This window comes from Streptomyces sp. NPDC059371, assembly GCF_042751995.1.
In the GTDB taxonomy this organism is placed as follows: Bacteria; Actinomycetota; Actinomycetes; order Streptomycetales; family Streptomycetaceae; genus Streptomyces.
The window spans coordinates 1-26,567 of record NZ_JBHYXD010000080.1 but is presented as its reverse complement, the minus strand read 5'-3'; the positions used below and the strand labels follow the sequence as shown (position 1 = coordinate 26,567).

Sequence of the window (26,567 nt, the reverse complement as noted above, 5' to 3'; positions counted from 1 at the left end):
AGAGAAGTCGGACAAGCCGCACGGCGGGGCCCGTTCGGCATGGTGAGGCTGGCCTAACTTATCTGAGGCTTGCCTGACTGATACCCACCCGTGCGGTGATTCACCTCTCACAGAAGCCGTACAGGAACGGCTTGATCACGGTGACTCAAATCAGACCCCATGGAAACGTCAAGGGAAGGTCAAGTGGAATGGCTCGTCGCGTTTCGGCGTGATGAGCGCGGCGCCGGTCCTGGGGTGCGGGAACACCTCGACCGGCTGCCGGTAGACATCCGTCAACAGCCCGTCGGTGAAGACCTCCACCGGCCGGCCGTGGGCCGCGACACGACCGGCGCACAGAATCGCGACCCGGTGCGCGTAGGCCGCCGCCAGCCCCAGATCGTGCAGCACCACGACCACCGCGTCACCGGCGCGTGCCCTCTCCCGGCACACCCGCAGCACCAACTCCTGGTGCCGCAGGTCGAGTGCGGCGGTCGGCTCGTCGAGCAGCAGCAGTGGCGCGCGCTGCGCGAGGACCCGGGCGAGCGCCACCCGCGCGCGCTCCCCGCCGCTGAGCGCGCCGAACGGGCGTGCCGCGAAGGCGGTGACCTCGGTGGCCGCCATGGCCGCGCCGACCGCCGCGTCGTCGTCCCGCGTGGTGTGGGCCCAGGGTGCCCGTCCCATCCGGACGACCTCCTCCACGGTGAACGGGAAGGAGAGCGTCGCCGACTGGGGAAGAACCGCCCGCCGCAGGGCGAGTTCGGCGGGGGACCAGTCCCGCACGGGACGCCCGTGGACCCGTACGACCCCTTCCGCCGCGGGCAGATCGGCCGCCAGCGCGGCCAGAAGGGTCGACTTTCCGGCCCCGTTGGGCCCGACCAGCGCGAGCACCTCGCCCGCGCGGGCGGTGACGTCGACACCGCGCAGCACCTCCCGCCCGCCGAGCCGGACCCGCAGGCCCTCGGTCTCGGCGAGGACGTCGCCGGGGGCGGGCGCGGACGGCGGTACGGGCCGCACCGTGCGCGGGAGCCGCAGGCGCCTGGTGTCGTTGCCGTTCCTGGATCTCATGCCCAGCCTCCTTGCTTACGGCGGGTCCTGCGCAGCAGCCAGAGGAAGAAGGGGCTGCCCGGCAGCGCGGTGAGGACGCCCAGGGGGAGTTCGGCCGGCTGCGCGACGGTCCGGGCGGTGAGGTCGGCCGCGAGCAGTACGGCGGCGCCGCCGAGGACGCTGCCCGGGATCAGGAAGCGGTGTCCGGGCCCGGCCGCCATGCGCAGCAGATGCGGTACGACGAGACCGACGAAGCCGATGATCCCGGACACGCTGACAGCCGCCGCGGTGAGCAGCGCGATGACCAGCACGAGGACGAGCCGCAGCCGTTCGACGTCGACGCCCAGGTGCCGGGCCGGCCGTTCGCCGAGGGCCAGCAGATCGAGCCGGCGGGCGTACAACGGTGCCAGCGTCAGGCCGATCGCGGCGCAGGGCAGGACCGCGAGGACCTTCGGCCAGGTCGCCTGGGCCAGCGATCCGAGCTGCCAGAAGGTGATCTGGCTGATGGTGGCGGAGTCCGCGAAGAACAGGAACAGTCCGATCAGGGCGCCGGTGAAGGCGTTCAGCGCGATCCCGGTGAGGATCAGTGTGACGACCTCGGTGCGTCCGCCGGAGCGGGACATGGCGTAGACGAGCAGGACGGTGGCCAGCCCCGTGACGAACGCGACGGCGGGGACGGTGAAGGTGCCGAGGAAGTCGAGGCCGAGCGCGATGGCGGCGACGGCGCCGACCGCCGCGCCCGACGAGACGCCGATGACCCCGGGTTCGGCCAGCGGATTGCCGAACACGCCCTGCATGAGGGCGCCCGCGCAGCCCAGCGAGCCGCCGATGAGCAGCGCGAGCACGATCCGGGGGAAGCGCACGTCCCACAGGACCGACTCCGGGACTCGGTCCAGCGCGGTGCCCCCGAGACCGGCGCGGTGCGCGACGGAGGCGAGCACGTCGCCGGTCGGGATCGGGTACGCGCCGAGCCCTGCGGCCACGGGGACCAGGACGAGCAGGGCGGCGAGCAGTCCGGCGGTCAGGAACCAGGGGGCGCCGCGTACCCGTCCGCGTACGGGAGCGGCGAGGGTTCCGTCGGTGACATGTCCGGTGACTGGTTCGGTGCCCGGCTCGGTGACCGGCCCGGTGACTGGATCGGCGGGCGGCCCGGCGACGGGTCGGGTGTCCGGTCCCGCGGCAGGTTCTGCATGGGTCCCGGCGGCCGGTTCCGTGTCCGGTTCGGCGGGCGCCTCGGGTGCCGGGCGGTCGAGGGCGGTCATCGGGCCTCTCCGTACAACTGCCGTACCAGCGACTTCAGTACCTGGTCGGTGCGCGGCCCGTAGTTGAGCAGCACCCCGTCCTCGATGGACACCACCCGGCGGTTCGCGCCGGCCGGAGTCTGCGCCACCCCGGGGATCCTGACGAGCCCGTCGGTTCCGCCGACGGACGCGAGTCCCTTGGACATCACGAGGATCGCGTCGGGCGCGGCCCGGACGAGCGCCTCGGTGGTGATGGCGGTGAAGTCCTTGTCCAGACCCGACTCGGCACCGGCGTCGACCGCCCCCGCCGCTTCCAGCAGCGAGGTCGCGCCCGAGCCGCGGCCGCCGATGAGATAGACGGAGGCGGAGCCGCGGAGGTAGAGGAAGGCGACGCGCGGGTGGTCCGCGTGGGCCGGAACCGCTCTGCGCACGGCGGCGATCCGGTCCTGCGACCGCTCGGCCAGCCGTTGTCCCGCCGCCGGTACACCGAGGGCGTCGGCCACCGCCCGGATGCGCGTGCCCACGTCGGCGAGGCCGTGCGCCGGGCGACGACGAGGACGGGGACGCCCGCGTCACGGATCTGCCGCACGGCCTCGTCCGGCCCGGTCGTCGACTCGGCGAGGACGAGGTCGGGGTGGAGGGAGAGCACGCCCTCGGCGGAGACGTCGTGATTGCGGGTGACGAGGGGCAGTTTCCTCGCCTGTTCGAAGGTCGCCGTGATGTCGCGGGCCACGACCCGGTCGCCGAGCCCGAGCGTGAAGACGATCTCGCTGAGGCTGCCGGACAGCGGAACGATCCGGTCGGCCTTCTCGACCGTGGTCCTCTTTCCGCGGAACGACCGGATCGTGACGGGGAGTCGGGGCGTTCCGGGGGACGCCAGGGGTTCGACGCGATCGGCGCCGTCCGATCCGTTCGTCGCGGCCGCTCCGGTCGCCGCCGCCGGAGCGGAGCCGTCGGAGCCCCCGCATCCGGTCAGGGCGAGGGTGAGGGCGAGCGCCGACAGCAGCGCCCCCGCCATTCGTGTGCGCAAGCGTTGCACTGTCCCGTTGTTCCTCTCGGTCCTCTTCCAGCACGTCCGGTCGATAGTTTAGGTTAGCCTTACCTAAGTCGCCAGGGGTTCTCCGGACCCCGGAATCCGGAGGACACCCATGACCGCGCGTTCGAGGGCCCTGGGGGCCGCCGTGGTCTGCGTGGCCGTGCTGGGGGCCCTGCTCACCGCCACGGCCGCACACGCGACGAGCCGCACGGTGCGGGGCGGCCGGCTCGACTGGGGCGTCAAGTCGTCCTTCCAGAGCTATGTCACCGGGCCCATCGCGAAGGGGAGTTACTCCCTCACCGGGGGCGCGGCCACCGTCGGCGCGAGCCGGTTCCGCTTCCACTCCGCCACCGGTTCCTACGACGGCGGCACGGGCGCCTTCACCGCCGCCTACTCCGGCGGAGTCCGTTTCGTCGGACACCGCAAGAGCGGCGGCGGCTACGAACTCGACCTCACGATCAGCCGCCCCACCGTCCGCATCACCGGTGGTGGCGGCACCCTCTACGTCGACATCACCAGCAAGGCGAAGGGCACCGGGACGGTCACGACGTCCACAGCGGTGCCCTTCGCCACCCTCTCCCTCGGCGGCATCGACATGAAGGGCGGCGGCACGGCGGTTCAGCTCGACAACCTCCCGGCCACGCTCACTTCACAGGGCGCCCGGTCCTTCGCCGGCTACTACACGGCGGGCACGGCTCTCGACCCGGTGAGCCTGGAGGCGGACGTGCCGGCCCCGGCCCGGCCGTCGGCCACACCCACCGCCGCGCCCTCCACGCCCCCGGCGAAGAAGGCCGGGAAGGCGGCGGGCGCGATCGAGGACGGAGCCGTCGACTGGGGTGTGCGCCGCACCTTCCGCGAGTACGTCACCGGACCCGTCGCCGACGGCAGGTGGACGCCGGCCTCCGGCGCCCGGGACGGCGGCGCGCTCTTCCGCTTCCCCGAGGGTGAGGGCACGTACGACAGGAAGAAGCACGTCCTGAAGGCCGGCTTCGACGGAACCCTGCGCTTCACCGGCCGCCACGGGCTCGACCTCCGGCTCGGCGGACTGCGGGTCACCGTCGGCGACGGCAGGGGAACGCTCTACGCCGACGTGACGAGTGCGGACCTCACCGGGAAGAGGGTCCCGCTCGTGACCTTCGCGGCCAAGGGCCTGACACCCAAGGACGGACTGCTTCAACTTACGGAAGCTCCCAGCGAGTTGACCGCGCGCGGTGCCAAGGCGTTCGGCGGGATGTATCGAGCCGGCACGCGGATGGACCCCGTGACCCTCTCCATCGCCCTGACGGACGACGCGCGGCTCCCGGCCCTGCCCGACCTCGGCGAGTCCGCGTCCCCCTCGCCCGCGCCGAGCGCGTCGCCCACGCCCGGCGCGAAGGCCGCCACCGCGCCCCGCACCGAGAACACCGCGAGCGGCGGCCCCGTCCGCCGTTCCCTCCTGCCGATCGGCCTCGCCGTCGGGGCACTGCTCGCGGCCGCGGCCGCCTTCGGGTTCGTCCGCAGGCGCCGTACCCGCACCGGCTGACCACGGCGAACCTCAACCCTTCACTCCCAGAACCGACTTACCCCCGAACCCCTCACCCGACCTGCCCCCGAACCCCTCAACCCGACCTACCCCGAACCCCCGAGGAGACCCACGACCATGGCCGCACTTCGCCGCCGCCCTCTCGCACTCGCCGCCGCCGTCGCGGTCGCCCTGGGGGCCGGCGCCCTCGCCGTGACCAGTGCCTGGGCCGCCGAAGCACCGCTCAAGGACTACGAGTTGACCTGGGGCATCAAGCAGTCCTACCGCTCGTACGTCACCGGAATGGCGGCCGGTTCCTTCACCCCGGCCGGAGGGGCGACGCAGGCGGCCGGCAACGGCGCGTTCACCTTCGCGGACGGCAGCGGGACGTACGACTCCGGCACCCACGCCGTACGGCTCGGCTTCGCGGGCAGTCTGAAGATCGCCTCCACGCTGCACGGCTTCGAACTCACCCTGTCGGACGTGAGATTCGACAGCGCGGCGGCCGAGATCACCGCCGATGTGACGAGCGGCGGCACGACGCAGAACGACGTCCCGCTCGCCGACGTCACCGTGACCCGCACGATGACGGACATGGAGACCAAGCTGACGAAGGAGGCGGCGACCGTCCTCGGCAGCGCGGGCTACGAGGGCGCCGCGGGCGACCCCCTCACCGTGACGCAGAAGCCGGCCGCGACCCAGACGCCGTCGCCGACCGCGACTCCGACCGCGACCCCGACGTCGACGTCGACCGCGACGGGTTCCCCGTCCCCGGAGCCGACTTCGTCCACGTCCGCCTCCGGCTCACCCTCGGAATCCGCCTCGCCGTCCGCGTCGCCCTCCGACCCGGTTTCGGGGAGCGCGAGCCCGAGCGCCTCGGCCTCCGAGACCGGCGCCGCCACGCAGGGCGAGATAGCGGACGGCACCCTCGGCTGGGGCGTGAAGCAGTCCTTCCGTACGTACGTCGTGGACGGTGCCGCCCAGGGGAAGATCACCGCGTCCGGCGGGGCGACGCAGGCCGCCGGCAACGGCGCCTTCACCTTCCCGGACGCCACCGGCACCTATGACACCGACGCCGACACCCTCTCGGCCTCCTTCGAGGGCGCGGTCAACTTCAAGGGCCACGAGGCGAACGGCAGTTACGGCCTCGACCTCACCCTCAGCGACCTCGGTGTGGAGCTCGACGGCGGCTCCGGGAAGCTGACCGCCGACGTCGACAGCCTCGGCAAGACCTCCGACGACGTCGTCCTCGCCGACCTGAGCGCGAACACCGCCGAACTGACGGCGACGGACGACGTGATCACTCTGGACGGGGTGACCGCCAAGCTCACCAAGGCCGGCGCCGAGGCGTTCGGCGGCTTCTACGCCGAGGGCGCCGAACTCGACCCGGTCGGCCTCTCGGTGGCGCTGAGCGACGACGCCCAGCTCCCCGACGGGGACGACGGCTCGGACTCCGGTTCCGGGTCGGGCTCGGGCTCGGGTGGCTCCGGTACGTCGTCGGGCACCACGGGCGGCGCGGGGACGACCGGGTCCACGACGGGCGGTGTCAGCGGTGCGCTGGCCTCCACCGGGTCGGAGCTTCCGGCCGGCGCGCTCGGAGCCGCGGCCGCGGTGACCGTCGCCGCGGGTGCCGGTGTGGTGGTCGCGATGCGCAGGCGGCGGACCGCCTGATCCGCCAAAGCGGACCGGACGTCTCCTGACCGGTTCGACCCGACCCGGACCGCCCGCCTTCGACACCGTTCCCGATGAGCAGGGAGCGTTCGGAGGTGGGCGGTCCGGTTGTGCGGGTCACCGACGAGGCGGATGAATGTTTGAATGCCGGAGTGACTGACTACGACGTGCTGCGGGTCTTCTGCGGACCAGGCGGCGGGTATGGCAATGAGCTCGGTGTCGTGCGCGAGGGCTCGGTGATGCCGGACCGCGCCGAGCGGCAGGAGTTCGCCGCGAAGCTCGGCTTCAGCGAGACCGTGTTCGTCGACGACCCCGAGCGCGGGATCATCGACATCTACACCCCTTCGCTGCGGCTGCCGTTCGCCGGACACCCGTGCGTCGGGGTGGGCTGGCTGCTCGACGTGCCCGAACTGGTCACGCCCGCCGGTGTGGTGGGGGTCCGGCTGGACGGCGAGTTCAGCTGGATCGAGGCGCGGGCCGAGTGGGCGCCGCCGAGGACGCTCCGGCGGCACGGGACCGCGGCCGAGGTCGAGGCGCTGGCCGTGCCGCCGTCGGGGGAGTGGATCTACGCCTGGGCCTGGGAGGACGAGGCCGCCGGCCGGGTACGGGCCCGCGCCTTCCCCGGCCGCAACGACGGCATCGAGGAGGACGAGGCCACCGGGGCGGCGGCACTGCTGCTGACCCGGCAGCTCGGCCGGGCCCTCAACATCACCCAGGGCGTCGGCTCCCAGATCCTCACCGCACCACAGCCGGCCGACTGGGTCGAAATGGGCGGCCGAGTCCACCTGGAACGCTGAAGCACCACCGCCGGTCAGGGCTCAGGGCGGGTCCCGCATCGAAAGCCGGGCCCGCGCCCCTCAGGGCCGGGCCCCTCCCGAACAGTGAGCCCGCGCCCCTCGGTGCCGAGCCTGCGCCGAACGGCAAGTCGGCGCTCCTCAGGGCCGAGCCTGTCCCGAGCGGCGAGTCAGCGCCCCAAAGGGGCGCGGGGAACTGCGCGACCAGCCCCCACCGGCCCGCAGGCGCACGGACCGGGCCGGCCCCTCCCCCCCCGCGGGGGGAATCCGGGGGCACGGCCCCCGGAGCACTCCGGCGGCCGGGGCCTGGTACCGACTCCGCGGCCGGGCCCCGGTACCGACCCCGCGGCCGGGCCCCGGTACCGACCCCGCGGCCGGGCCCCGGTACCGACCCCGCGGCCGGGACCCCGCGCCCGGGGCGAACCTTCACGCGGTCAGCGGAAACTCCTCGCCGAGGGCCCTGAACACCCCGGTGTTCAGGGCGAACGCCCGCTTGCACTCCGTCACGATCCGCTGCTTCTCCAGCTCGTCGGCCCGGACCCCGTCCAGCAGTTCGCGGTAACTCCGCTTGAACGCGGCCGGGTTGGAGATGCCCTCGAAGACGTAGAAGCGGACCCCGTCGCCCTTGCGGCTGAAGCCCCAGGTCCGCTCCGCCTTGCCGCGGATGATCTGGCCGCCGGAGAGGTCGCCCAGATAGCGCGTGTAGTGGTGGGCCACATAGCCGCCCGGCCACTCACGGGCGCACTCGGCGACCCGCTCGGCGTACGCGCGGGTCGCGGGCAGCGCGGTGAGCGTGTCGCGCCAGTCCGGGCCCCGGAGGTGGGCGAGGTCGCGCTCCAGGGCGGCGCGGCGCAGCAGCTCGGGCCGCAGGAACGGCCCGGCCACCGGATCGGCGGCCAGCCGCTCGACGTCCGTCTCCAGCGCCTCGTACACGAACCAGAGCTGCTCGGTGTAGCGCGTGTACGCCTCGACGCCGAGCCGGCCGCCGAGCAGGTCGCTCATGAACGTCGAGGTCTCCGCCTCGGTGTGCTGTTCGTGCGACGCGGTGCGGATGAGCGTCGAGAAGGGTGTGCCCGCCGGGTCCGTGGTGTCCGGCGTGCTCATCGTGTCCGACGTGTCCGACGCGTTCATGGGGCCTCCGCAGCCGATGAGATGGGGCGCGAGCCGTCGCGCGATCAGTCGAATCTTCTATGGTTAGGCTTACCTAAGTCAAGAGCCTTCCCGACGTCCTGTCGGTAAAACCGTACCCCGATCCGGGGCCGGGCCCACATGCGAAAACCCGCCCTGTGGACAGGGCGGGTTTCGCGTTTCCGGGAACTCCTGGCGGCTACGGCAGGGTGAGGATCTCCGCGCCGCCCGCGGTGACGACGAGGGTGTGCTCGAACTGGGCCGTGCGCTTGCGGTCCTTCGTCACGACGGTCCACCCGTCGTCCCACATGTCGTAGTCGTGCGTACCGAGCGTGAGCATGGGCTCGATGGTGAAGGTCATCCCGGGCTGCATGACGGTGGTCGCGTTCGGGTTGTCGTAGTGCGGGACGATCAGCCCGGAGTGGAACGAGGAGTTGATCCCGTGCCCGGTGAAGTCACGGACGACCCCGTACCCGAAGCGCTTCGCGTACGACTCGATGACCCGCCCGATGATGTTGATCTGGCGCCCCGGCCTGACCGCCTTGATCGCGCGGTCGAGCGACTCCCGGGTCCGCTCCACGAGGAGCCTCGACTCGTCGTCGACGTCGCCGACCAGGTAGGTCGCGTTGTTGTCGCCGTGCACACCGCCGATGTACGCCGTCACGTCGAGGTTCACGATGTCGCCGTCGCGCAGGACCGTGGAGTCGGGGATGCCGTGGCAGATGACCTCGTTGACCGAGGTGCACAGCGACTTCGGGAAGCCGCGGTAGCCGAGGGTGGACGGGTAGGCGCCGTGGTCGCACATATAGGCGTGCGCCACCCGGTCCAGCTCGTCCGTCGTCACGCCCGGCGCGATGAGCTTCGCGGCCTCCGCCATCGCCCGCGCGGCGATCCGCCCGGCGACACGCATCGCCTCGATGGTCTCGGGGGTCTGCACCTCCGGTCCGGTGTACGGCGTGGGGGCGGGCTTCCCCACGTACTCGGGACGCCTGATGTTTCCCGGCACGGGACGGGTGGGAGAAAGCTCCCCTGGTACGAGCAGCGACTGGCCAGACATGGCAGCGAGTCTAACCAGCGGGCATGGGGGAACATGTCTCTGGCGAAAGGAGCTGGTGATGGCCCTGTTCAAGAAGCGGACGGTCGGCAAGCCCGGCGAGTGGTTCTACTGCCTGGAGCACAAGAAGGTCGAGGAGGGCCCCGACTGTCCGGGCAAGGACCGCTTCGGCCCGTACGCCACCCGTGGAGAGGCCGAACACGCGATGGACCTCGCGCGGGAGCGGAACCTCGAATGGGAGACGGACCCGAAGTGGCACGACAAGTCGGACCGGACCCCGGGCGCCGAGGACGACTGAGGCGCCGCGCCGAGGCGACCGGGCGGTGGGCCGGGCGCGACTGAGACGGTGGGCCGGGCACGATCGGGGCGGCGGACCGGGTGCGACTGAGACGGCGGAGCGGACGCCTCGCCGGGCGCGACGGACCCGCCGAGCGCCCCAGGAGGCCGGCCGCGTCCGCTACCACCGGTAGGTCGGCGGGGCCGTGAGCTGGTCCGCGAGACGGGACAGGCGGTCGCGGAAGCGGTGGCGGCCCCGGGGCGAGGGCAGCGCGTTCTCCCCGGCCGCCGCGCTGACCAGATGCTGCACGGTGTCGAGGTCGAGCTCGGGGTCCGGCGGCACCGCGAGGGACTCGTGGGCCAGTGCCGGCAGCTCGCCCTCCCCCTGGGACAGGGCCAGCACCGTCGCCCCGGCCCGCCGGGCGTCGTGCACCCGCTCCAGCAGCGCTTCCCCGGGCGCCTCCGGCGTCACCACGAGCAGCGTCTCCCCGCGGCGGGCCGCCGCGATCCGCCCGAGGCCCACCGCCAGGTGAGCCGGGTCGGACTCCCGCGCCCCGTGCCGCACCAGCGTCGGCGACAGCTCCGGCGTGCCCGACCAGGCCGCCTCGTCCACCAGGTGTGCCGCGAGGTGCCAGGGCTCGTACGCCTCCGAACCGACCAGCAGCAGGCCGCCGCCGTGCGACACCACGGACCCCCGCAGGGTTCCCCCGAACCGCCGTGTCGCTCCCAGCCATTCGGTCCCGGCAAGCACTTCGCGCAGTAACGCGACCCGTACGGCATCCATGGCCGCATCCTGCCGCAACGAGCCACTCGTGACCCGGAGTTCACCACGAATTCGCCCAAGTGGGGCAGAAGTCCGCACTGACGACCCCACAAGCGACCGAAGCAGGGAGCCGGCCATGACACAGCCGAGCGCAGCGACCGGTACCGGGACGGACGGGACGACCGGCACCGGGCCAGGCACGGAGACGGGCACCGACACGCAGTCGGGCACCGGCGCGGAGTCGGGCACCGACACGGGTACCGACACGGGCACCGACACGGCGGTGAGCGTTCCCTTCCGCGCCGGGCGCGAGGGCTACGCCAGCTTCCGGATCCCCGCCGTCGTCGCCACCCGCACCGGCACCCTGCTGGCGTTCTGCGAGGGCCGGGTCGGCTCCGCCAAGGACCACGGGCACATCGACATCGTGCTCAAGCGGTCCATGGACGGCGGCCGGACCTGGGGCCCGCTCCAGGTCGTCGCGAACAACGGCACCGACCTCGCCGGCAACCCCGCACCCGTCACCCTCGACACCGGCCGCGTCCTGCTCGTCCACGTCCGCAGCGCCGCCTCCGCCACCGAGGACGCCCTGCTGCGCGGCAAGGTGAGCGCCGCCGACGGGCGGCGCGTATGGGTGGAGCACAGCGACGACGAAGGACGCACCTGGTCGGCGCCCAAGGAGATCACCGCACAGGTGAAGAAGGCGGGCTGGCGCTGGTACGCCACCACACCCGGGCACGCCGTCCAGCTCGGCTCCGGCCGGGTGGTCGTCCCCGGCAACCACACCCTGCCGCCCACCGGCACCGACAACGGCACCGAGGCGAAGTACAACAGCGGGCACTGTCTGCTCAGCGACGACCGCGGGGCCACCTGGCACCTCGGCTACCTCGACGAGAACACCAACGGATACGTCAACGCCAACGAGACCACCGCCGCCGAACTGCCCGACGGCCGCGTCTACTTCAACACCCGCAACGACTCCCCGTCGCCCGGCAACCGTGCCGACGCCCACTCCCTCGACGGCGGCAGAACCCTGGTCAAGCCCTTCCGCCCGCAGGCCGGGCTCGTCACCCCGGTCGTCCAGGGCAGCCTGCTCCAGCTCCGCGACCCGGACCTGCTCCTGTACTCCGGGCCCGCCGACCCGGAGTTCCGTGCCCTGATGACGGTCCGCGCCTCAGCCGACGGCGGCGCCACCTGGCGGTCCGCGCACACCGTGGACGGACTGCCCGCCGCGTACTCCGACCTGGTCCGCGTCGACACCGACACGGTCGGACTCCTCTACGAGACGGGCGACTTCGGCGCGTACGAGACGATCACCTTCCGGCGCGTCCCGGTGGCCGCCCTCGGGTGACCGTACTCACCCCGGGCGCTCGGTCGCCCCGGGAGCCCCGGCGCGGCCCGCGCACGTAAAGTCGGCCCATGACCTCTACTGACAGTGCACAGAAGGCCCCCGCCAAGGACCCCTGGGACCTGCCCGACGTGTCCGGGCTCGTTGTCGGCGTGCTCGGCGGCACCGGTCCGCAGGGCAAGGGACTCGCCTTCCGCCTCGCCAAGGCGGGCCAGAAGGTGATCATCGGCTCGCGCGCCGCCGACCGCGCGCAGGCCGCGGCCGATGAACTCGGCAACGGTGTGGAGGGCGCCGACAACGCGGAGACCGCGCGGCGCAGCGACATCGTGATCGTCGCCGTGCCGTGGGAGGGTCACGGCAAGACCCTCGAATCGCTGCGCGAGGAACTGGCCGGAAAGCTCGTCGTCGACTGCGTCAACCCGCTCGGCTTCGACAAGCAGGGCGCCTACGCGCTGAAGCCGGAGGAGGGCAGCGCCGCCGAACAGGCCGCCGCCCTGCTGCCCGGCTCCCGGGTCACCGCGGCCTTCCACCACCTCTCCGCCGTGCTGCTCGCGGACCCGGAGATCGAGGAGATCGACACCGATGTGATGGTCCTCGGCGAGGAGCGGGCGGACGTCGAGATCGTCCAGGCCCTCGCGGGCCGTATCCCCGGCATGCGGGGCGTGTTCTCCGGCCGGCTGCGCAACGCGCATCAGGTGGAGGCCCTGGTCGCCAACCTGATCTCGGTGAACCGCCGCTACAAGGCGCACGCGGGCCTGCGGGTGACGGACGTATAGGTCGCGAGGCCACACACGGGCCGCGGGGACGGACGTACGGGCCGCGGGGACGGACGTACGGGCCGCGGGGACGGACGTACGGGCCGTGCGGGCCGTGCGGGCCGTGCGGGGCAAACGCGGGCCGCGGGTTACGGACGTTCGGGGCCGCGCGGGGCGCACGCGGGCCGCGGGTTACGGACGTACGGGGCGTGTGGGGGACACTGATGCGAAGCAGTGTCCCCCCGACAGGAGCCGACCCCATGCCCCGCCTCGCTCTCTACGCCCTCGCCGTCTGTGTCCTCTCCGTGGCCGCGGCCGTCGTCTCGTTCGTCCAGGGAAGCTGGCTGGGCATCGTATGGGTGCTGCTGGCGGGGCTGTCCTCGAACATGACCTGGTACTACGCGCGGCGCGGCAGGGCGTAGCGGCCGGCCGGGACGGCGGTCCCGGCCCGCCCGGTCACGCCTTCAGGCAGATGTCGTTGTTCGACTCCCAGAAGCGGTAGAGCCACTGTCCGCAGTCGCTGTCTCGGCCGTCGATGCCGAGGCCGCCCAGGATCGCGTCGATCATGTGGAAGAACTCCCGGTTCACCGACGGGATCCACAGCAGCGCGAACACCGCGAGCAGTCCGAACGGCGCGAAGGGCTCGACCTGACGGCGGACGCCGTACGACAGCCAGGGCTCGATCACGCCGTAGCCGTCCAGGCCCGGGACCGGCAGGAAGTTCAGGATCGCGGCCGTGACCTGGAGCAGCGCGAGGAACGCCAGCGCGTAGCGGAAGGCGTTCGGGACGCCGTCCAGGGCGTGCAGCCAGAACGGCGCCGTGCACACGACGGCGAACAGCACGTTCGTCAGCGGGCCCGCGGCCGAGATCAGGCTGTGCTTCCAGCGGCCGTGGATGCGGCCCCGCTCGATGAAGACCGCCCCGCCCGGCAGCCCGATCCCGCCCATGATCACGAAGAGCACGGGCAGCACGATGCTCAGCAGGGCGTGCGTGTACTTCAGCGGGTTCAGGGTCAGATAGCCCTTGGCGCCGATCGAGATGTCACCGCTGTGCAGGGCGGTGCGGGCGTGCGCGTACTCGTGCAGGCACAGTGAGACGACCCAGGCCGCCGTCACGAAGAGGAACACGGCCACACCGGGCTGCTCGGCGAACCCGTTCCACGTCGCCCAGCCGGTCACCCCCATGACGGCCACGATGCCGACGAAGACGGGGCTGATCCTCCGGTCGCTGCGGCGGGTCACGGCGGTGGTCATGGGGCTCCCTGGACTGGCTGGCTGACGACGGCGTACTCGGGCCTGCCCGACCGTACCGGGCTCACATGAAAAACGTCTCGCCATCGGGTATCGGTTCCGGGGAGGGTGGGGGAATGGGGCTGTGGCGGGTGTTCTACGCGGACTGGCAGATGGAGTGCTGCGGCACTCCCTTCTCGGTCGGGGACGAGGTGACGTGGCCGCTCCTGCTGGACGAAGGGGGCGGGGCGCTCGGCGGCGGCTGGGCCGGAGCGCTCAGCCGGATCACGGCGACGGTGGAGTACATGCGTGACGACGGAGCGGAGATCCCCGTGCTGCGCGCGGACGACGGCCTGGTCGTGGCCCTGCGCGCCGATCCCGCGGGCAAGGGCGATCCCTCGGGCAGGGGCGATCCCTCGGGCAGGGGCAAGGGCGCCCGTGGGGGCAGGCGGGCAGGCAAGCGGTCGGGGAGGCACACCGGTCCGGGCGGTGACGGCACGGGGCCGGGGCCCGCCCCGCCCGTCGCGAGGAGCGGTCTGCTCGGTGTCGAACGGCACGGAGCCCGGCTGCCCGAGACGACCGGCACGGTCCGTACGATCCACCTGGTGCACCAGGAATTCGCGCGGACGGCGCCCGGCTCGCGCACCTGGGAACCGGTACCCGCGTCGCGCTCGTTCGAGGCCGTGGACCGCAGCCCCCGATGGTTCGGGGAGGGCAGGGCCGGAGTCCTGGCCGATCTCCACGTACCCGCCCCCCGCACCTGACGTGACCAGAGACAATGGACCCCGTGCGCTATCGCATCCTCGGCACCACCCAGGCACTCCGCCCCGACGGCACGCCCGTCCCGGTCGGCGGGGCGCGGCTGCGCGCCCTGCTCACCGTTCTCGCGCTGCGGCCCGGACGGACCGTCTCCGCGGCCGTCCTGGTCGACGAGGTGTGGGACGGCGACCCGCCCGCTGACGCGCCCGGCGCGCTGCAGGCGCTCGTCGGGCGGCTGCGCAGGGCGCTCGGCGCGGGCGCGGTCGAGTCGGTCGAGGGCGGCTACCGGCTGGCGGCGGTGTCCGAGGACATCGACCTGCGCCGTTTCGAGCGGCTCGCGGGGGAGGGCACCCGCGCCCTCGCCGACGGCGACCCGGCCAAGGCCGCTGTCGTCCTCGACGACGCCCTGGCTCTGTGGAGCGGCCCCGCCCTCGCGGACCTCCCCGACCGCGCCGCTGAAGCGGCCCATTGGGAAACCCGTCGCCTGCACGCCCGGCACGCCCGCCTCTCCGCGGCGCTGGCCCTCGGACAGGCTGATTCCGCCCTCCCCGAACTGACCGCCCTGTGCGACGCCCACCCCCTGGACGAGCCGTTCCAGGTCCTGCGTCTCCGCGCTCTGCGCGACGCGGGCCGCACGGCGGAGGCCCTGGCCGCGTACGAGGACGTACGACAGGTGCTGGCCGAACGGCTGGGATCGGACCCCGGCGCGGAACTGCGGTCCCTGCACGCGGAGTTGCTCCGCCCGACCGAGGCCGGCGGCAGGGGACGCGCGCCACGGGAGGCGGCCCGCTCCGCGGGGGCCGACCGTCACTTCGCGGAGGAGCACGTCCGCCCCGCCTCACCGCCCCCCGGCAACCTCCGCGCCCGGCTCACATCGTTCGTGGGGCGGGAGAAGGACATCGATGCCATCCGGGGCGACCTCTCCGCGGCCCGGCTCGTGACCCTGCTCGGGCCCGGCGGGGCGGGCAAGACACGGCTGTCGCAGGAGGCGGCCGAGGCCCTGGCACCCGCGCTGCGGGACGGGGTGTGGCTGGCCGAACTGGCGCCGGTGGACGACCCGAAGGCCGTTCCCGAGGCCGTGCTGACCGCCGTCGGCGCCCGCGAGACCGTCCTGCGCGGCGCCGGCGCCGAGGAGATGCGCGCCGTGGCCGACCGGCACGACGACCCGCTCACCCGGCTCACCGAACACTGCGCCAAACGCCGGATGCTGATCGTCCTCGATAACTGCGAACACGTCGTCGACGCCGCCGCACACCTCGCCGAGGCCCTGCTGGAACGCTGTCCCGGCGTGACCGTGCTGGCCACCAGCCGTGAACCCCTCGGCGTACCGGGGGAGTTGCTGCGGCCGGTGGACCCGCTGCCGGAACCCTCCGCGCTGCGGCTGCTCGCCGACCGGGGCGCCGCGGCCCGGCCCGGCTTCCGTGTCGAGGACGACCCCGAGGCGGCGGCCGAGATCTGCCGGCGTCTCGACGGCCTCCCGCTGGCCATCGAACTCGCCGCCGCCCGGCTGCGGATGCTCACCCCGCGCCAGATCGCCGACCGGCTCGACGACCGGTTCCGGCTGCTGACCTCGGGCAGCCGGACGGTGCTGCCCCGGCAGCAGACCCTGCGCGCCGTCGTCGACTGGTCCTGGGATCTGCTCGACGAGGCCGAACGGGACACCCTCGGACGGCTGTCGGTGTTCGCGGGCGGCTGCGACCTCGCCGCCGCCGAGGCCGTCTGCGGTCCGGCCGCGCTGGACGTCCTCGGTTCGCTCGTCGACAAGTCCCTCGTCGTCGCGGCCCCTTCGGGCGAGGGGGACACCGAGATGCGCTACCGGCTGCTGGAGACCGTCGCCGAGTACGCGCGCGAACGCCTCGACGAGTCCGGCGCCCGCGGGGCCACGGAGCGCGCCCACCTCACGTACTACCGCGAACTCGCCCGCACCACCGACCCGTTGCTGCGCGGCCCCGGCCAGCGTGCCGCGATCGACGTCATCGAGCGCGAGTACGAGAACCTGCGCACCGCCCTGCGGCACGCCGTCGCCGAACGCGACGAGCAGGAGGCGCTGTGCATGGTCCTGTCGCTGGCCTGGTACTGGCAGATCCGTGACCAGCGCGTCGACGCCCGTTCCTGGTCCATGGAGGTCATGGGCCTCGGCCCCGATCCCTTCGCGCCGCCCGTGCGTCCGGCGGTCCCGCTGTACGAGCGCTGCACTGACCTCCCGCTGCCCATGCGCGAGGAGGTTCTGGAGGAGGCCCGGCGCGGTGTCCACCTCATCCATCTCGCCTATATGGACATGGACATGGGCGCCTGGCAGACCCCGGAGGCCCAGGAGAAGCTCCGTACGATCAGCATGACCTACGAGCCCGGCATGCCGCAGACCTGCCGCACCCCCGGCTACCTCTGGTTCTACGCCGTGCTGCTCACCGGCACGATGGAGCGGTTCACCGAGGTGATCAACAGTACGGTCAGCACCTGCCGCGAACTCGGCTACGACTGGGAACTGGCCACCGCCCTGCAGATGCGCGCCAACATCCTCGCCAACCGCGCCGACATGGCGGGCGACGCCACCGTGGACGCCGACGAGGCGCTGGAGCTCTTCGGACGCATCGGGGACGCCTGGGGCGCCGCCGAATCGCTCTCCGCGCGCGGGGAGGCCCATGAGCGCAGGGGCGACTTCCGGGCCGCCGCCGCGGACTACGCGGAGGCGGGAAAGTACGCCGAGCTGCTGGGCGCACGCGCCCAGACGGCGGTGCTCAACGTCCGGCTCGGCAGCATGTACATGGAGCTGGGGGAGACCGAGCGGGGTGAGTGGATGATCCGCGATGTCCTCGCGACCGGGCACGGCACCCACAACGAGGCCCTGCCGGCGGCCCACCTCTTCCTCGCGACCTGGCTCGGCCGCACCGGCCGGACCGACGAGGCGCGCGAGCAGATCCGGCTGCTCCGCCAGGACTTCGGGGCCGCCACCTTCGTCCTGTTCGACGGGTTCATGCTCGGTGTGGAGGCCTGGCTGGACGCGATCGACGGGCGGTGCGAGAGCGCCCTGGACACGGTGCGCAGGGCGTTGGACGCCGTGGACCGGCTGTCGCGGATGATCGCCCCGCACATGCCCTCCGCCCATCTGACCACGGCCGCCATCGCCCTGAACGGCCTGGACGGCGGCGGTCGCGCCATCGACGCGGCCCGGCTCCTCGGCGCCGCGGACGCCCTGCTGCCGCCGGGCCACGTCCCCGGTCCCATGGAGGTGGAGACGCGCGAGCGGGCCGAGACGGGCGCGCGGGCCCTGCTCGGCGACGCGGCGTACGAGACGGCACACGCGGAGGGCGGCGGCCTCTCCCTGGAGGAGGCCGCCGCCCTCATCTGAGGCGCGGACGCGAACCGGCGCGCCCCGGCCCCGGTGAGCGGGGCCGGGTCCGTGCGTCGGACGTCAGCTCTTGGTGCGGAACTTGTGGATGGCGACGGGCGCCATCACCAGGGTGAGGGCCAGCGACCAGCCGAGCGTCACCCACAGGCCGTGCGCGACCGGACCGCCCACCATCAGCCCGCGTGCCGCGTCCGCGAGGGACGACAGCGGGTTGTACTCGGTGAAGTTCTGCAGCCAGCCCGGCATCGACTTGGTCGGCGCGAAGATCGACGAGCCGAACTGGAGCGGCATCAGCACCAGGAAGCCCATCGCCTGCACGGACTGCGCGCTCTTCATGATCACGCCGAGGGTGAGGAACACCCACATCAGGGCCGAGCCGAAGACCGCCGACAGGCCCACGGAGGCGAACAGACCGGGCCAGTTGGTGATGTGGAAGCCGACCAGGACGCCGACGATCATGAGGATCGCGGTCGCGATCAGCATCCGCATCACCTCCACCGCGATCTTGGCGAACAGCACCGAGCCGCGCCCGATCGGCAGGGACCGGAACCGGTCCATGACACCGGAGTTGAAGTCGGTGTTGAAGCCGGTGCCCACTCCCTGGGCCATGTTCATGCCCATCATGGCCATCAGGCCGGGCACGACGTACTGGACGTACGCCTCCTGTCCGCCGCCGAGCGACTGCCCGATGGAGCCGCCGAAGACGTAGACGAACAGCAGCGTGAAGATGACCGGGAACAGGATCGCGTCGAACATCGACTCCGGGTCCTGGCGGATCCACAGCAGGTTGCGGCGGATCAGCGCGCCGGTGTGGCGGGCGTGCGCGCGGAGCGAGATACGGGGGTCGGCCTCGACCGTGAAGGGGGCGGCCTCGACGGAAGGGAGGGGCGCGGCGGAGCCGCTCTTCGGAAGGGTGGCGGTGGGCGACGGGCGGGCACTCATGCGGAGACCTCCTCGTAGGCGCGGGCGGGGGTCTCGTCCTGCGGGGCACTGGCCTTGTGGCCGGTGAGGGAGAGGAACACCTCGTCCAGACTGGGCAGTTCGGTGGAGATGGAGGCGATCGTGATGCCCCGCGCGGTGACCGCGCCGACGACGGCGGTGAGCTGCTCGTCGCTGAGGATCGGGACCAGCACGCTGCCGGTCTCGCTGTCCACGATCGTCGTGGCGAGGCCGGTGAGCCCCATCTCGTCGAACATGGCGGCCAGCGGGCGCAGTTGCAGCGGGTCCACCGGGCGGATCCGCAGCGTCCGGCCGCCGACGCGGGCCTTCAGCTCGTCGATCCGGCCGCTGGCGATGACCTTGCCGCGGTCGATGACCGTCAGCTCGGAGGCGAGTTGCTCGGCCTCCTCCATGTACTGGGTGGTGAGCAGCACGGTGACGCCGTCGGCGACCATGCGCTTGACCTCCTGCCACACCTCGTTGCGGGTGCGCGGGTCGAGGCCGGTCGTCGGCTCGTCCAGGTACAGCACGGCCGGGCTGCCGATCATGGAGGCGGCGAGGTCGAGCCGGCGGCGCATACCGCCGGAGTACGTCGACGCCGGGCGCTTGGCGGCCTCGGTGAGGGAGAAGCGCTCCAGGAGCTCGTCGGCGCGCCGGCGGGCCTCCTTGCGGGGCAGGTCGAGCAGCCGCCCGATCATGTAGAGGTTCTCCCAGCCGGGGAGCTTCTCGTCGACCGAGGCGTACTGGCCGGTGAGGCCTATCACCCGTCGCAGCTGCCGGGGCTGCTTCAGCACGTCGAAGCCGGCGACCGTGGCCGTGCCGGCGTCGGGGGTGATGAGGGTGGACAGGCAGCGGACGAGGGTGGTCTTGCCGGCCCCGTTGGGACCCAGCACGCCGAGGACGGTGCCCTCGCGCACATCCAGGTCGACCCCGTCCAGCGCCTTGGTCTCGCCGTAGTGCTTGACCAGCCCCCGTACGGTGACGGCGCTGCGGCCGGTCGCAGCTTGCCGGGGCGTGTTGTCGATTCGCGTCATGTCCATCAAGGTGCCAGCCGCCACCGACAAACGACCGACAGGCCGCCTACAGAATCCGAGCGTTACCGATAGGTCGTCGACAGTCGGCCGACGGGGGCGCGGAAATCGCCGACAGCCCGCCGACACCGCCGACAGCCGCCGGCAGGACGGACGACACGGACAGGGCGGGAAGCGGTGGCCTCCCGCCGACGGGACGCGAGAACGGCGACAACCCGCCGACGGGGGAAGATCGGCGGGTTGTCTTCGGTGCCGCAGTGGCTCGGAGCCCCGGAGTCTCGGGGGCGTCAGTGGACGGAGTGCTCCTCCAGCGGGAACGTCCCGCCGACGACGTCCTCGGCGAACGCCTTCGCCGCGTCACCCATGACGGCACGCAGGTCGGCGTACTGCTTGACGAACTTCGGCATCTTGCCGCCGGTCAGACCGAGCATGTCGGTCCACACCAGGACCTGGGCGTCGGTCTCGGGGCCCGCGCCGATGCCGACGGTCGGGATGTGCAGGGTGCGCGTGACCTCGGCGGCGAGCTCGGCCGGGACCAGTTCGAGGACGACGGCGAAGGCGCCCGCGTCCTGGACCGCCTTGGCGTCCCGCAGAAGCTGGTGCGCGGCCTCCTCGCCGCGGCCCTGGACGCGGTAGCCCATGGAGTTCACGGACTGCGGGGTCAGGCCGATGTGCGCCATCACCGGGATGCCGGACTCCACCAGCAGCTCGATCTGGCGGTGCGAGCGCTCGCCGCCCTCCAGCTTCACCGCGCCCACCCCGGCCTCCTTGACCAGGCGGGTCGCCGAACGCAGCGCCTGCACCGGACCCTCCTGGTAGGAACCGAAGGGCAGGTCGGCGACGATCAGGGCGCGGCTGGTGCCCCGGACGACCGCGGCGGACAGCATGGACATCTCGTCCATGGTGACGGGGACGGTCGTCTCGTACCCCAGGTGGCAGTTGCCGGCCGAGTCGCCGACCAGCATGACGGGGATGCCGGCCTCGTCGAAGACGGACGCGGTCATCGCGTCGTAGGCCGTGAGCATGGGCCACTTCTCGCCGCGCTCCTTGGCGGCGGTGATGTCGCGCACCGTGATACGGCGGGTGCTCTTGCCCCCGTACAGCGCCTTGCTGCTGCCGGTGGCCTTGAGGACACCCTCCGCAGGCTGCTCCTGGGCAGCCGAAAGCTGCGTCATCGCAACTCCTTATGTCATCTCGAGGCACCCTGACGGCGTCCCCGGATCACCTCCATGGTGGCACCTCGTGCTACGCGCGGCTAGACCGGGCCCGCCGGACCCGGTGTCGATCACGCCACTCCACGCCACGCCCCCTGCGCCATGCCCGTCCGCTCGTCCCGCCCCGTCCCCCTCCGTCGAGAAGCCGCCCCGTCCCCCTCCATCGAGAAGCCGCCCCGTCCCCTCCGTCGAGAAGCGGCACTGTCCGCCTCCCGTCCGCCGGAGGCCGCCGTGTCCGCCTCCGTCCGGCGGCCCAGGTCTCTTCGTAAGTTCTGTGTAAAGCATTTCCGATACGAGACGGTGCCGTATCGAAATAGCTCTAGGGTGGTCGACATGACAACTTCCGCTCCTCCGCTCGAACGACGAGTACCCGAGGCGGTGCACCGGCGCCGCTGGGCGATCCTCGGCGCGCTGATGCTGAGCCTGCTGATCGTGGTGCTCGACAACTCCATCCTGAACGTCGCGATCAAGACGATCTCGACCCCGGCGCCCATCGGGCTCGGAGCCACCCAGGGTGAGCTGGAGTGGGCCATCAACGCCTACACGCTCGTCTTCGCCGGTCTCCTGTTCACCGCGGGCCTCCTCGGCGACCGGCTCGGCCGCAAGAAGGTGCTGCTCGCCGGTCTCGCCGTCTTCGGCATCGGTTCCGCGCTGGCCGCCGAGTCCGGCTCGCCGGTCCAGCTCATCGTGTTCCGCGCGGTGATGGGCCTCGGCGCCGCCTTCGTGATGCCCGCCACCCTCGCCGTCCTGATGAACGTGTTCGAACGCGACGAGCAGCCCAAGGCCATCGGCATCTGGGCCGGCGGCGTCGGCCTCGCCATCGCGATCGGCCCGATCACCGGCGGTGTGCTCCTCGACCACTTCTGGTGGGGCTCGGTCTTCCTGATCAACGTGCCCATCGTGGTGCTCGCGATCGGCCTGATGATCTGGCTGGTCCCCGACTCCCGCGACCCGAACCCGGGCCGCCTCGACCCGGTCGGCGTGGTCCTCTCGGTCATCGGCCTGGTCCTGCTCGTCTACGGCATCATCAAGGGCGGCCAGCTCGCCGACTTCACCGACCCGCAGGTCCTCGCGACGATCGGCGCCGGTCTCGCCGTCCTCGTCGGCTTCGTGGTGTTCGAGAAGCGCAGCGACCACCCGTCCATCGACGTCACGTACTTCAACAACAAGGTCTTCTCGGCCGCGATCTCGGCCATCGCGCTCGTCTTCTTCGCGCTCATGGGCGTGACCTTCTTCTCCGTCTTCTACACCCAGAGCGTGCGCGGCTACTCGCCGCTGCAGACCGGCCTGCTGATGCTCCCGCTGGCCGTGGCCCAGATCATCTTCGCCCCGCGCGCCCGGCTGGTCGTCGACCGCTTCGGCAACCGCGCCACCTGCACGGCCGGCCTGGTGATCATCGCCGCCATGCTGGCCGCGTTCGCCACGCTGGAGGCGGACACCCCGATCTGGCTCCTCGAGGTCATCTTCTTCCTGATGGGCACCGGCATGGCGCACATCATGACCCCGACCAGTGTCGTCATCATGCAGGCGCTGCCGCGCGAGAAGGCCGGCTCCGCGTCCGCGCTGAGCAACACCTTCCGCCAGGTCGGCGGCGCCCTCGGCATCGCGGTCCTCGGCTCCGTGCTCTCCACCGCCTACCGCAACGGCATCGAGGACAAGCTCTCCCTCGTCCCGGCCCCGCTGCGGCACACCGCGGGCGAGTCCATCGAGGCCACCCTCGGTGTCGCCGCCAAGCTCGGCCCGCAGGGCAAGGCCCTCGTCACCCCCGCGAACGACGCGTTCCTGCACGCGATGCACGTCACCGCCCTGTGCGGCGCGGGCGTCGCGGTCGTCGGCGCGGTGGTCGTCGCGCTGTTCCTGCCCGGCCGCCCCGCGGCCCCGCAGGAGAGCGGCGACGAGGCCGAGCTGGTGACGGCCGACCTCGGACAGGACTGACACCGGCGCACACGACCGTGGGCACCCCCGACCGGGGTGCCCACGGCGGGCACTTCGCGCCGTGTGCCCGCCGCCGCCGTGAACGGGGGAGAATGACACCTGGTCGACGATGGGAACGGAGTTCGACGTGAGCCTCGCGGACAGCCGAGACAGGCAGGTGTGCCCCAGCCGGGGACGTCCCCGCAGCGAGGCGGTGGAACGCGCCATCGTCGAGGGCGTGATGAAGCTCCTGGAGGACGGGGTCCCGCTCGCGGACATCTCCATCGAGCGGCTGGCGCGCACCGCCGGCGTCGGCAAGGCGACGATCTACCGCCGCTGGAGCGGCAAGGAGGAACTCTTCGTCGACGTCCTGCGCGGCGCCGAGCCCGCCGACCCCGAACTCGACGGCGTCTCCATGCGCGACGACCTCGTCGTGCTGCTGGAGTCGCTGCGCCGGCGCGGTCTGGTCAGCCGCTCGTCGGCGATCCTGCACAACGTCTACGCGCAGATGAAGAGCAGCCCCAAGCTGTGGGCCGCGTACGAGGCCACGGTGATAGCGCCGCGCCGCCAGATGGGCTTCGAGGTGCTGCGCCGGGGACAGGAGAACGGCGAACTGCGCGACGACGTCGACATCGAACTCCTCAACGACATGTTCGTCGGCCCCATGCTCGTCCGCTCCGTCATGCGCCCGGACACCGAACTCCCGGAAGACCTCGCCGAGCGGATCGTCGATACGCTGCTGGAGGGCCTGCGCCCCGCCCGGCCGTGACCAGAGCGGTTTCTGACGGGGTGAATGTGCGCGTTTCGTCACAGAGGCCGCACGTCGTGCCAGGATGAGGAACTCCGGACACCCAGTTGTACGTCCCCTTGCCTGTACGGCCGTCCCGGACGGCGAGAACCACACCGGACATCCCCTAGGGTCTTAGTCGAGGGGCAGACGGTGCGCACGGCATTTTGTGAGGCGACGGTATGGCGCAGGCGTATATGACGGAGACGGGCAGCGACGGCCGGGGGCCGGAGCGCAGAGAATCCCGGTTCCGGCGCCTGCTCGACGGCTGGCGCGGCGACCGCGGCATCTGGCGGCGCGGGCTGGTCCTCGCCGCTCTCGCGCTGCTGCTCGCCCTGGTGATGCTGACGCACGCGCGGATCCCGAACCGGATCGGCAACCTCGGCAGTCTCACCGAGACGTTCCTGCCGTGGCTCGGGGTGTTCATCCCGGTCCTGCTGGTCCTCGGCTTCGTACGGAAGTCGGTCAGCGCCCTGATCTCCGTGGTGCTGGCCGGCGCGGTCTGGCTGAACCTCTTCGGCGGACTGCTCACCGACAAGACCGGCGCGGGCGGCGATCTGACCGTCGCCACGCACAACGTCAACGCCGACAACCCGGACCCGTCCGGGACCGCCCGGGACGTGGCCGCCTCCGGCGCCGACGTGCTCGCCCTGGAGGAGCTGACGGCGTCGGCGGTGCCGGTGTACGAGACGGCGCTCGCGTCGACGTACAAGTACCACTCGGTGCAGGGCACCGTCGGACTGTGGAGCAAGTACCCGCTCGACGACGTCCGGCCCGTGGACATCAAGCTGGGCTGGACGCGCGCCATGCGGGCGACCGTGACGGCGCCGGCCGGCCGGGTCGCGGTGTACGTGGCCCATCTGCCCTCGGTGCGGGTGAAGATGAAGGCCGGGTTCACCGCCCGGCAGCGCGACAAGAGCGCCAACGCGCTGGGCGAGGCCATCGCCGGCGACTCGCTGAAGCAGGTCGTCCTGCTCGGTGACCTCAACGGCACCATGAACGACCGGGCGTTGAACGCGGTCACCGCGCAGATGCGGTCCACGCAGGGTGCGGCGGGCAGCGGCTTCGGGTTCAGCTGGCCGGCCTCGTTCCCGATGGCCCGGATCGACCAGATCATGGTCAAGGGCATCGAGCCGGTGAGCTCCTGGACCCTGCCCGAGACCGGCAGCGACCACCTCCCGATCGCGGCCCGCGTCAAGATGGACGCCACGGCCTCTTAACCCGCCCGGAATCGCCTTTCAACCTCCTGGAACACGGGGCACGGCAGACTTTGTTCACCAGCTAAACTTAATAGCCGGTGTTCCACCGACCGTGTCCCGCGCACATCGCCGTGCGCGGACCCGCCCGTACCCGCGCGACCTCCCGCAGACCGCCGCGCCCGTACGGAGTCCCGCTCGCCCCAGTTCCTCGAAAGGCATCTCATGCCTCTGGCCCTGCTCGCCCTCGCCGTGGGCGCCTTCGGCATCGGCACCACCGAGTTCGCCATGATGGGCCTGCTGCCCGACGTCGCGGGCGACCTGCGCATATCCATCCCCGCCGCCGGACACCTGGTCTCCGCCTACGCGCTCGGCGTCGTCGTCGGCGCCCCGCTGCTCGCCGCCGCCACCGCCCGGATGCCCCGCCGCACGGTCCTGATCGCCCTGATGGGCCTCTTCGTCGCGGGCAACGCGCTCTCCGCGCTCGCCCCCGACGAGCACTGGCTCCTCGCCGCCCGCTTCCTCAGCGGTCTGCCGCACGGCGCGTTCTTCGGCGTCGGCGCCGTCGTCGCCACCGGCCTGGTCGCACCCGAGCGCAAGGCCCGCTCCGTCTCGCTGATGTTCCTCGGCCTGACCGTCGCGAACATCGCCGGAGTCCCGGCCGCCACCCTCGTGGGGCAGCACCTGGGCTGGCGGGCCACCTTCCTCGGGGTGAGCGCGATCGGCCTGGCCGCCATCGCCTCGCTGTACCTGCTGATCCCGCGGACTCCCGGCCACACCCCCGGCGCCGGTCTGCGCGGCGAACTCGCCGCCCTGCGCCCGCTGCCCGTCTGGTTCGCCCTCGGTACGACGGTCGCCGGATTCGCGGCCCTGTTCTCCGCGTACAGCTACATCACGCCCATGCTCACCGACGCCGCCGGGTACGCCGAGGGCAGTGTCACGCTGCTGCTGGCGCTGTTCGGGGTCGGCGCCACGGCCGGCAACCTGCTCGGCGGGCGGCTCGCGGACCACGCGATGCGCCGCACCCTCTTCGGCGGCCTCGCCTCGCTGGTGGCCGTGCTGGCCGCCTTCCCGCTGCTGATGCGTACCGAGTGGAGCGCCGCCCTTGCGGTGGTGCTGCTCGGCACGGCCGCCTTCGTCACCGGCTCGCCCCTCCAGCTCATGGTGATGGAGAAGGCCGCCGCCGCGCCCTCCCTCGCGTCCTCCGCCAACCAGGCCGCCTTCAACCTCGCCAACGCGGGCGGCGCGTGGATCGGCGGCCTCGCCCTGGCGGCGGGCTTCGGCGTGACGGCACCGGCGACCGCCGGAGCGGGGCTCGCGGTCCTGGGGATCGGGGTGGCGGGCGCGGCGTACGCGGTCGACCAGCGCCGCGCGAAGCGGCCGGCCGGGCCCGCGCGGGTGATCGCCACGCACGTACCCGACCGGCAGGAGGCACTGCACCACTGACGCGCCGGCTCGCCGCTTCCACAGGCCCTGCGCCTCCGGAGGGTCCTGAACCTGCCGTAAGTCCCAGGTCGTGTCCGCAAAGTCTCGCCTGCCCGGCGGGCGGACGACGCGACTT

General features: G+C 72.4%; 22 protein-coding genes and 1 pseudogene. 13 read left to right on the top strand and 10 right to left on the bottom strand.

Annotation, left to right across the window (positions count from 1 at the left end; translation table 11 throughout):
• Positions 1-168 precede the first annotated feature (168 nt).
• The 3 genes and pseudogenes from ACFXGX_RS32270 to ACFXGX_RS32260 form a co-directional block, all read right to left on the bottom strand.
• A complete protein-coding gene (locus ACFXGX_RS32270; RefSeq protein WP_384798222.1) occupies positions 169-1,044 on the bottom strand; it encodes a heme ABC transporter ATP-binding protein in 876 nt (291 codons plus the stop codon).
• Positions 1,041-2,285: an iron chelate uptake ABC transporter family permease subunit gene (locus tag ACFXGX_RS32265; RefSeq protein WP_384798219.1), complete on the bottom strand. Its 1,245-nt coding sequence runs from the start codon at positions 2,283-2,285 to the stop codon at positions 1,041-1,043. The genes ACFXGX_RS32270 and ACFXGX_RS32265 overlap by 4 nt, the downstream gene beginning before the upstream one ends.
• A pseudogene (locus ACFXGX_RS32260) lies at positions 2,282-3,282 on the bottom strand (hemin ABC transporter substrate-binding protein). The gene ACFXGX_RS32265 and the pseudogene ACFXGX_RS32260 overlap by 4 nt, the downstream one beginning before the upstream one ends.
• A 130-nt stretch (positions 3,283-3,412) precedes the next feature.
• Between ACFXGX_RS32260 and ACFXGX_RS32255 the strand changes: the two are divergent.
• From ACFXGX_RS32255 to ACFXGX_RS32245, 3 genes are all read left to right on the top strand, one after another.
• Positions 3,413-4,822 (top strand): HtaA domain-containing protein, encoded by a 1,410-nt coding sequence (locus ACFXGX_RS32255; RefSeq protein WP_384798216.1) that lies wholly within the window; start codon positions 3,413-3,415, stop codon positions 4,820-4,822.
• Positions 4,823-4,939: 117 nt separating this feature from the next.
• Positions 4,940-6,472, top strand: coding sequence for an HtaA domain-containing protein (locus tag ACFXGX_RS32250; protein WP_384798213.1), 1,533 nt, complete (start codon positions 4,940-4,942; stop codon positions 6,470-6,472).
• A 152-nt stretch (positions 6,473-6,624) separates the two neighbouring features.
• Complete coding sequence (locus ACFXGX_RS32245; RefSeq protein ID WP_384798210.1) at positions 6,625-7,269, top strand: PhzF family phenazine biosynthesis protein; 645 nt, start codon at positions 6,625-6,627, stop codon at positions 7,267-7,269.
• Positions 7,270-7,692: 423 nt separating this feature from the next.
• On the opposite strand, the gene ACFXGX_RS32240 is transcribed toward ACFXGX_RS32245, so the two are convergent.
• Positions 7,693-8,370, bottom strand: coding sequence for a heme oxygenase (biliverdin-producing) (locus ACFXGX_RS32240; RefSeq protein WP_384798253.1), 678 nt, complete (start codon positions 8,368-8,370; stop codon positions 7,693-7,695).
• A gap of 223 nt (positions 8,371-8,593) precedes the next feature.
• Positions 8,594-9,451 (bottom strand): type I methionyl aminopeptidase, encoded by an 858-nt coding sequence (gene map, locus ACFXGX_RS32235; RefSeq protein ID WP_384798207.1) that lies wholly within the window; start codon positions 9,449-9,451, stop codon positions 8,594-8,596.
• A 58-nt stretch (positions 9,452-9,509) separates the two neighbouring features.
• Here map and ACFXGX_RS32230 point away from each other — a divergent pair, with 58 nt between their 5' ends.
• Entirely contained in the window at positions 9,510-9,746 is a 237-nt protein-coding gene (locus ACFXGX_RS32230) for a hypothetical protein (RefSeq protein WP_355762373.1), read from the top strand.
• 159 nt (positions 9,747-9,905) lie between these two features.
• On the opposite strand, the gene ACFXGX_RS32225 is transcribed toward ACFXGX_RS32230, so the two are convergent.
• Positions 9,906-10,508 (bottom strand): hypothetical protein, encoded by a 603-nt coding sequence (locus ACFXGX_RS32225; protein ID WP_384798204.1) that lies wholly within the window; start codon positions 10,506-10,508, stop codon positions 9,906-9,908.
• Positions 10,509-10,623: 115 nt separating this feature from the next.
• Here ACFXGX_RS32225 and ACFXGX_RS32220 point away from each other — a divergent pair, with 115 nt between their 5' ends.
• From ACFXGX_RS32220 to ACFXGX_RS32210, 3 genes are all read left to right on the top strand, one after another.
• Positions 10,624-11,835 (top strand): exo-alpha-sialidase, encoded by a 1,212-nt coding sequence (locus tag ACFXGX_RS32220; protein ID WP_384798201.1) that lies wholly within the window; start codon positions 10,624-10,626, stop codon positions 11,833-11,835.
• Positions 11,836-11,903: 68 nt separating this feature from the next.
• Positions 11,904-12,608: an NADPH-dependent F420 reductase gene (npdG, locus tag ACFXGX_RS32215; RefSeq protein ID WP_384798198.1), complete on the top strand. Its 705-nt coding sequence runs from the start codon at positions 11,904-11,906 to the stop codon at positions 12,606-12,608.
• 239 nt (positions 12,609-12,847) lie between these two features.
• Complete coding sequence (locus ACFXGX_RS32210) at positions 12,848-13,009, top strand: hypothetical protein (RefSeq protein WP_167455616.1); 162 nt, start codon at positions 12,848-12,850, stop codon at positions 13,007-13,009.
• A 34-nt stretch (positions 13,010-13,043) separates the two neighbouring features.
• Here the strand turns inward: ACFXGX_RS32210 and ACFXGX_RS32205 are convergent, their stop codons facing one another.
• A complete protein-coding gene (locus ACFXGX_RS32205; protein ID WP_384798194.1) occupies positions 13,044-13,841 on the bottom strand; it encodes a site-2 protease family protein in 798 nt (265 codons plus the stop codon).
• Positions 13,842-13,954: 113 nt separating this feature from the next.
• Here ACFXGX_RS32205 and ACFXGX_RS32200 point away from each other — a divergent pair, with 113 nt between their 5' ends.
• Positions 13,955-14,581, top strand: coding sequence for a DUF6578 domain-containing protein (locus ACFXGX_RS32200; RefSeq protein WP_384798191.1), 627 nt, complete (start codon positions 13,955-13,957; stop codon positions 14,579-14,581).
• Positions 14,582-14,595: 14 nt separating this feature from the next.
• Positions 14,596-17,925, top strand: coding sequence for a BTAD domain-containing putative transcriptional regulator (locus tag ACFXGX_RS32195; protein WP_384798188.1), 3,330 nt, complete (start codon positions 14,596-14,598; stop codon positions 17,923-17,925).
• 63 nt (positions 17,926-17,988) lie between these two features.
• On the opposite strand, the gene ACFXGX_RS32190 is transcribed toward ACFXGX_RS32195, so the two are convergent.
• The 3 genes from ACFXGX_RS32190 to panB all read right to left on the bottom strand — a co-directional run bounded on the left by ACFXGX_RS32190 (position 17,989) and on the right by panB (position 21,070).
• Positions 17,989-18,867, bottom strand: coding sequence for an ABC transporter permease (locus ACFXGX_RS32190; protein ID WP_384798185.1), 879 nt, complete (start codon positions 18,865-18,867; stop codon positions 17,989-17,991).
• A complete protein-coding gene (locus tag ACFXGX_RS32185; RefSeq protein WP_384798182.1) occupies positions 18,864-19,898 on the bottom strand; it encodes an ATP-binding cassette domain-containing protein in 1,035 nt (344 codons plus the stop codon). The genes ACFXGX_RS32190 and ACFXGX_RS32185 overlap by 4 nt, the downstream gene beginning before the upstream one ends.
• Before the next feature lie 284 nt (positions 19,899-20,182).
• Complete coding sequence (gene panB, locus ACFXGX_RS32180; protein ID WP_384798179.1) at positions 20,183-21,070, bottom strand: 3-methyl-2-oxobutanoate hydroxymethyltransferase; 888 nt, start codon at positions 21,068-21,070, stop codon at positions 20,183-20,185.
• Between the two features lie 372 nt (positions 21,071-21,442).
• On the opposite strand from panB, the gene ACFXGX_RS32175 reads away from it, so the two are divergent.
• The 4 genes from ACFXGX_RS32175 (at position 21,443) to ACFXGX_RS32160 (ending at position 26,452) form a co-directional block, all read left to right on the top strand.
• Positions 21,443-23,044: an MFS transporter gene (locus tag ACFXGX_RS32175; RefSeq protein ID WP_384798176.1), complete on the top strand. Its 1,602-nt coding sequence runs from the start codon at positions 21,443-21,445 to the stop codon at positions 23,042-23,044.
• 127 nt (positions 23,045-23,171) lie between these two features.
• Complete coding sequence (locus ACFXGX_RS32170; RefSeq protein WP_384798173.1) at positions 23,172-23,792, top strand: TetR/AcrR family transcriptional regulator; 621 nt, start codon at positions 23,172-23,174, stop codon at positions 23,790-23,792.
• A 200-nt stretch (positions 23,793-23,992) separates the two neighbouring features.
• The gene (locus tag ACFXGX_RS32165) at positions 23,993-25,030 is read left to right on the top strand and encodes an endonuclease/exonuclease/phosphatase family protein (RefSeq protein WP_384798170.1); all 1,038 of its coding nucleotides are present in this window, start codon (positions 23,993-23,995) and stop codon (positions 25,028-25,030) included.
• Between the two features lie 201 nt (positions 25,031-25,231).
• Positions 25,232-26,452 carry an MFS transporter gene (locus ACFXGX_RS32160; protein WP_384798167.1) on the top strand — a complete coding sequence of 407 codons (1,221 nt, stop codon included), beginning with the start codon at positions 25,232-25,234 and terminating at the stop codon, positions 26,450-26,452.
• The last annotated feature ends 115 nt before the right edge of the window (positions 26,453-26,567 follow it).

Coding starts and splice junctions, on each gene's coding strand:
- ACFXGX_RS32205 (WP_384798194.1), bottom strand. CDS start 13,841: ATGACCACCGCCGTGACCCGCCGCAGCGACCGGAGGATCAGCCCCGTC.
- panB (WP_384798179.1), bottom strand. CDS start 21,070: ATGACGCAGCTTTCGGCTGCCCAGGAGCAGCCTGCGGAGGGTGTCCTC.
- ACFXGX_RS32265 (WP_384798219.1), bottom strand. CDS start 2,285: ATGACCGCCCTCGACCGCCCGGCACCCGAGGCGCCCGCCGAACCGGAC.
- ACFXGX_RS32240 (WP_384798253.1), bottom strand. CDS start 8,370: ATGAGCACGCCGGACACCACGGACCCGGCGGGCACACCCTTCTCGACG.
- ACFXGX_RS32160 (WP_384798167.1), top strand. CDS start 25,232: ATGCCTCTGGCCCTGCTCGCCCTCGCCGTGGGCGCCTTCGGCATCGGC.
- ACFXGX_RS32175 (WP_384798176.1), top strand. CDS start 21,443: ATGACAACTTCCGCTCCTCCGCTCGAACGACGAGTACCCGAGGCGGTG.
- ACFXGX_RS32270 (WP_384798222.1), bottom strand. CDS start 1,044: ATGAGATCCAGGAACGGCAACGACACCAGGCGCCTGCGGCTCCCGCGC.
- ACFXGX_RS32195 (WP_384798188.1), top strand. CDS start 14,596: ATGGACCCCGTGCGCTATCGCATCCTCGGCACCACCCAGGCACTCCGC.
- ACFXGX_RS32190 (WP_384798185.1), bottom strand. CDS start 18,867: ATGAGTGCCCGCCCGTCGCCCACCGCCACCCTTCCGAAGAGCGGCTCC.
- ACFXGX_RS32220 (WP_384798201.1), top strand. CDS start 10,624: ATGACACAGCCGAGCGCAGCGACCGGTACCGGGACGGACGGGACGACC.
- ACFXGX_RS32185 (WP_384798182.1), bottom strand. CDS start 19,898: ATGACGCGAATCGACAACACGCCCCGGCAAGCTGCGACCGGCCGCAGC.
- map (WP_384798207.1), bottom strand. CDS start 9,451: ATGTCTGGCCAGTCGCTGCTCGTACCAGGGGAGCTTTCTCCCACCCGT.
- ACFXGX_RS32210 (WP_167455616.1), top strand. CDS start 12,848: ATGCCCCGCCTCGCTCTCTACGCCCTCGCCGTCTGTGTCCTCTCCGTG.
- ACFXGX_RS32165 (WP_384798170.1), top strand. CDS start 23,993: ATGGCGCAGGCGTATATGACGGAGACGGGCAGCGACGGCCGGGGGCCG.
- ACFXGX_RS32250 (WP_384798213.1), top strand. CDS start 4,940: ATGGCCGCACTTCGCCGCCGCCCTCTCGCACTCGCCGCCGCCGTCGCG.
- ACFXGX_RS32200 (WP_384798191.1), top strand. CDS start 13,955: ATGGGGCTGTGGCGGGTGTTCTACGCGGACTGGCAGATGGAGTGCTGC.
- ACFXGX_RS32230 (WP_355762373.1), top strand. CDS start 9,510: ATGGCCCTGTTCAAGAAGCGGACGGTCGGCAAGCCCGGCGAGTGGTTC.
- ACFXGX_RS32255 (WP_384798216.1), top strand. CDS start 3,413: ATGACCGCGCGTTCGAGGGCCCTGGGGGCCGCCGTGGTCTGCGTGGCC.
- ACFXGX_RS32225 (WP_384798204.1), bottom strand. CDS start 10,508: ATGGATGCCGTACGGGTCGCGTTACTGCGCGAAGTGCTTGCCGGGACC.
- npdG (WP_384798198.1), top strand. CDS start 11,904: ATGACCTCTACTGACAGTGCACAGAAGGCCCCCGCCAAGGACCCCTGG.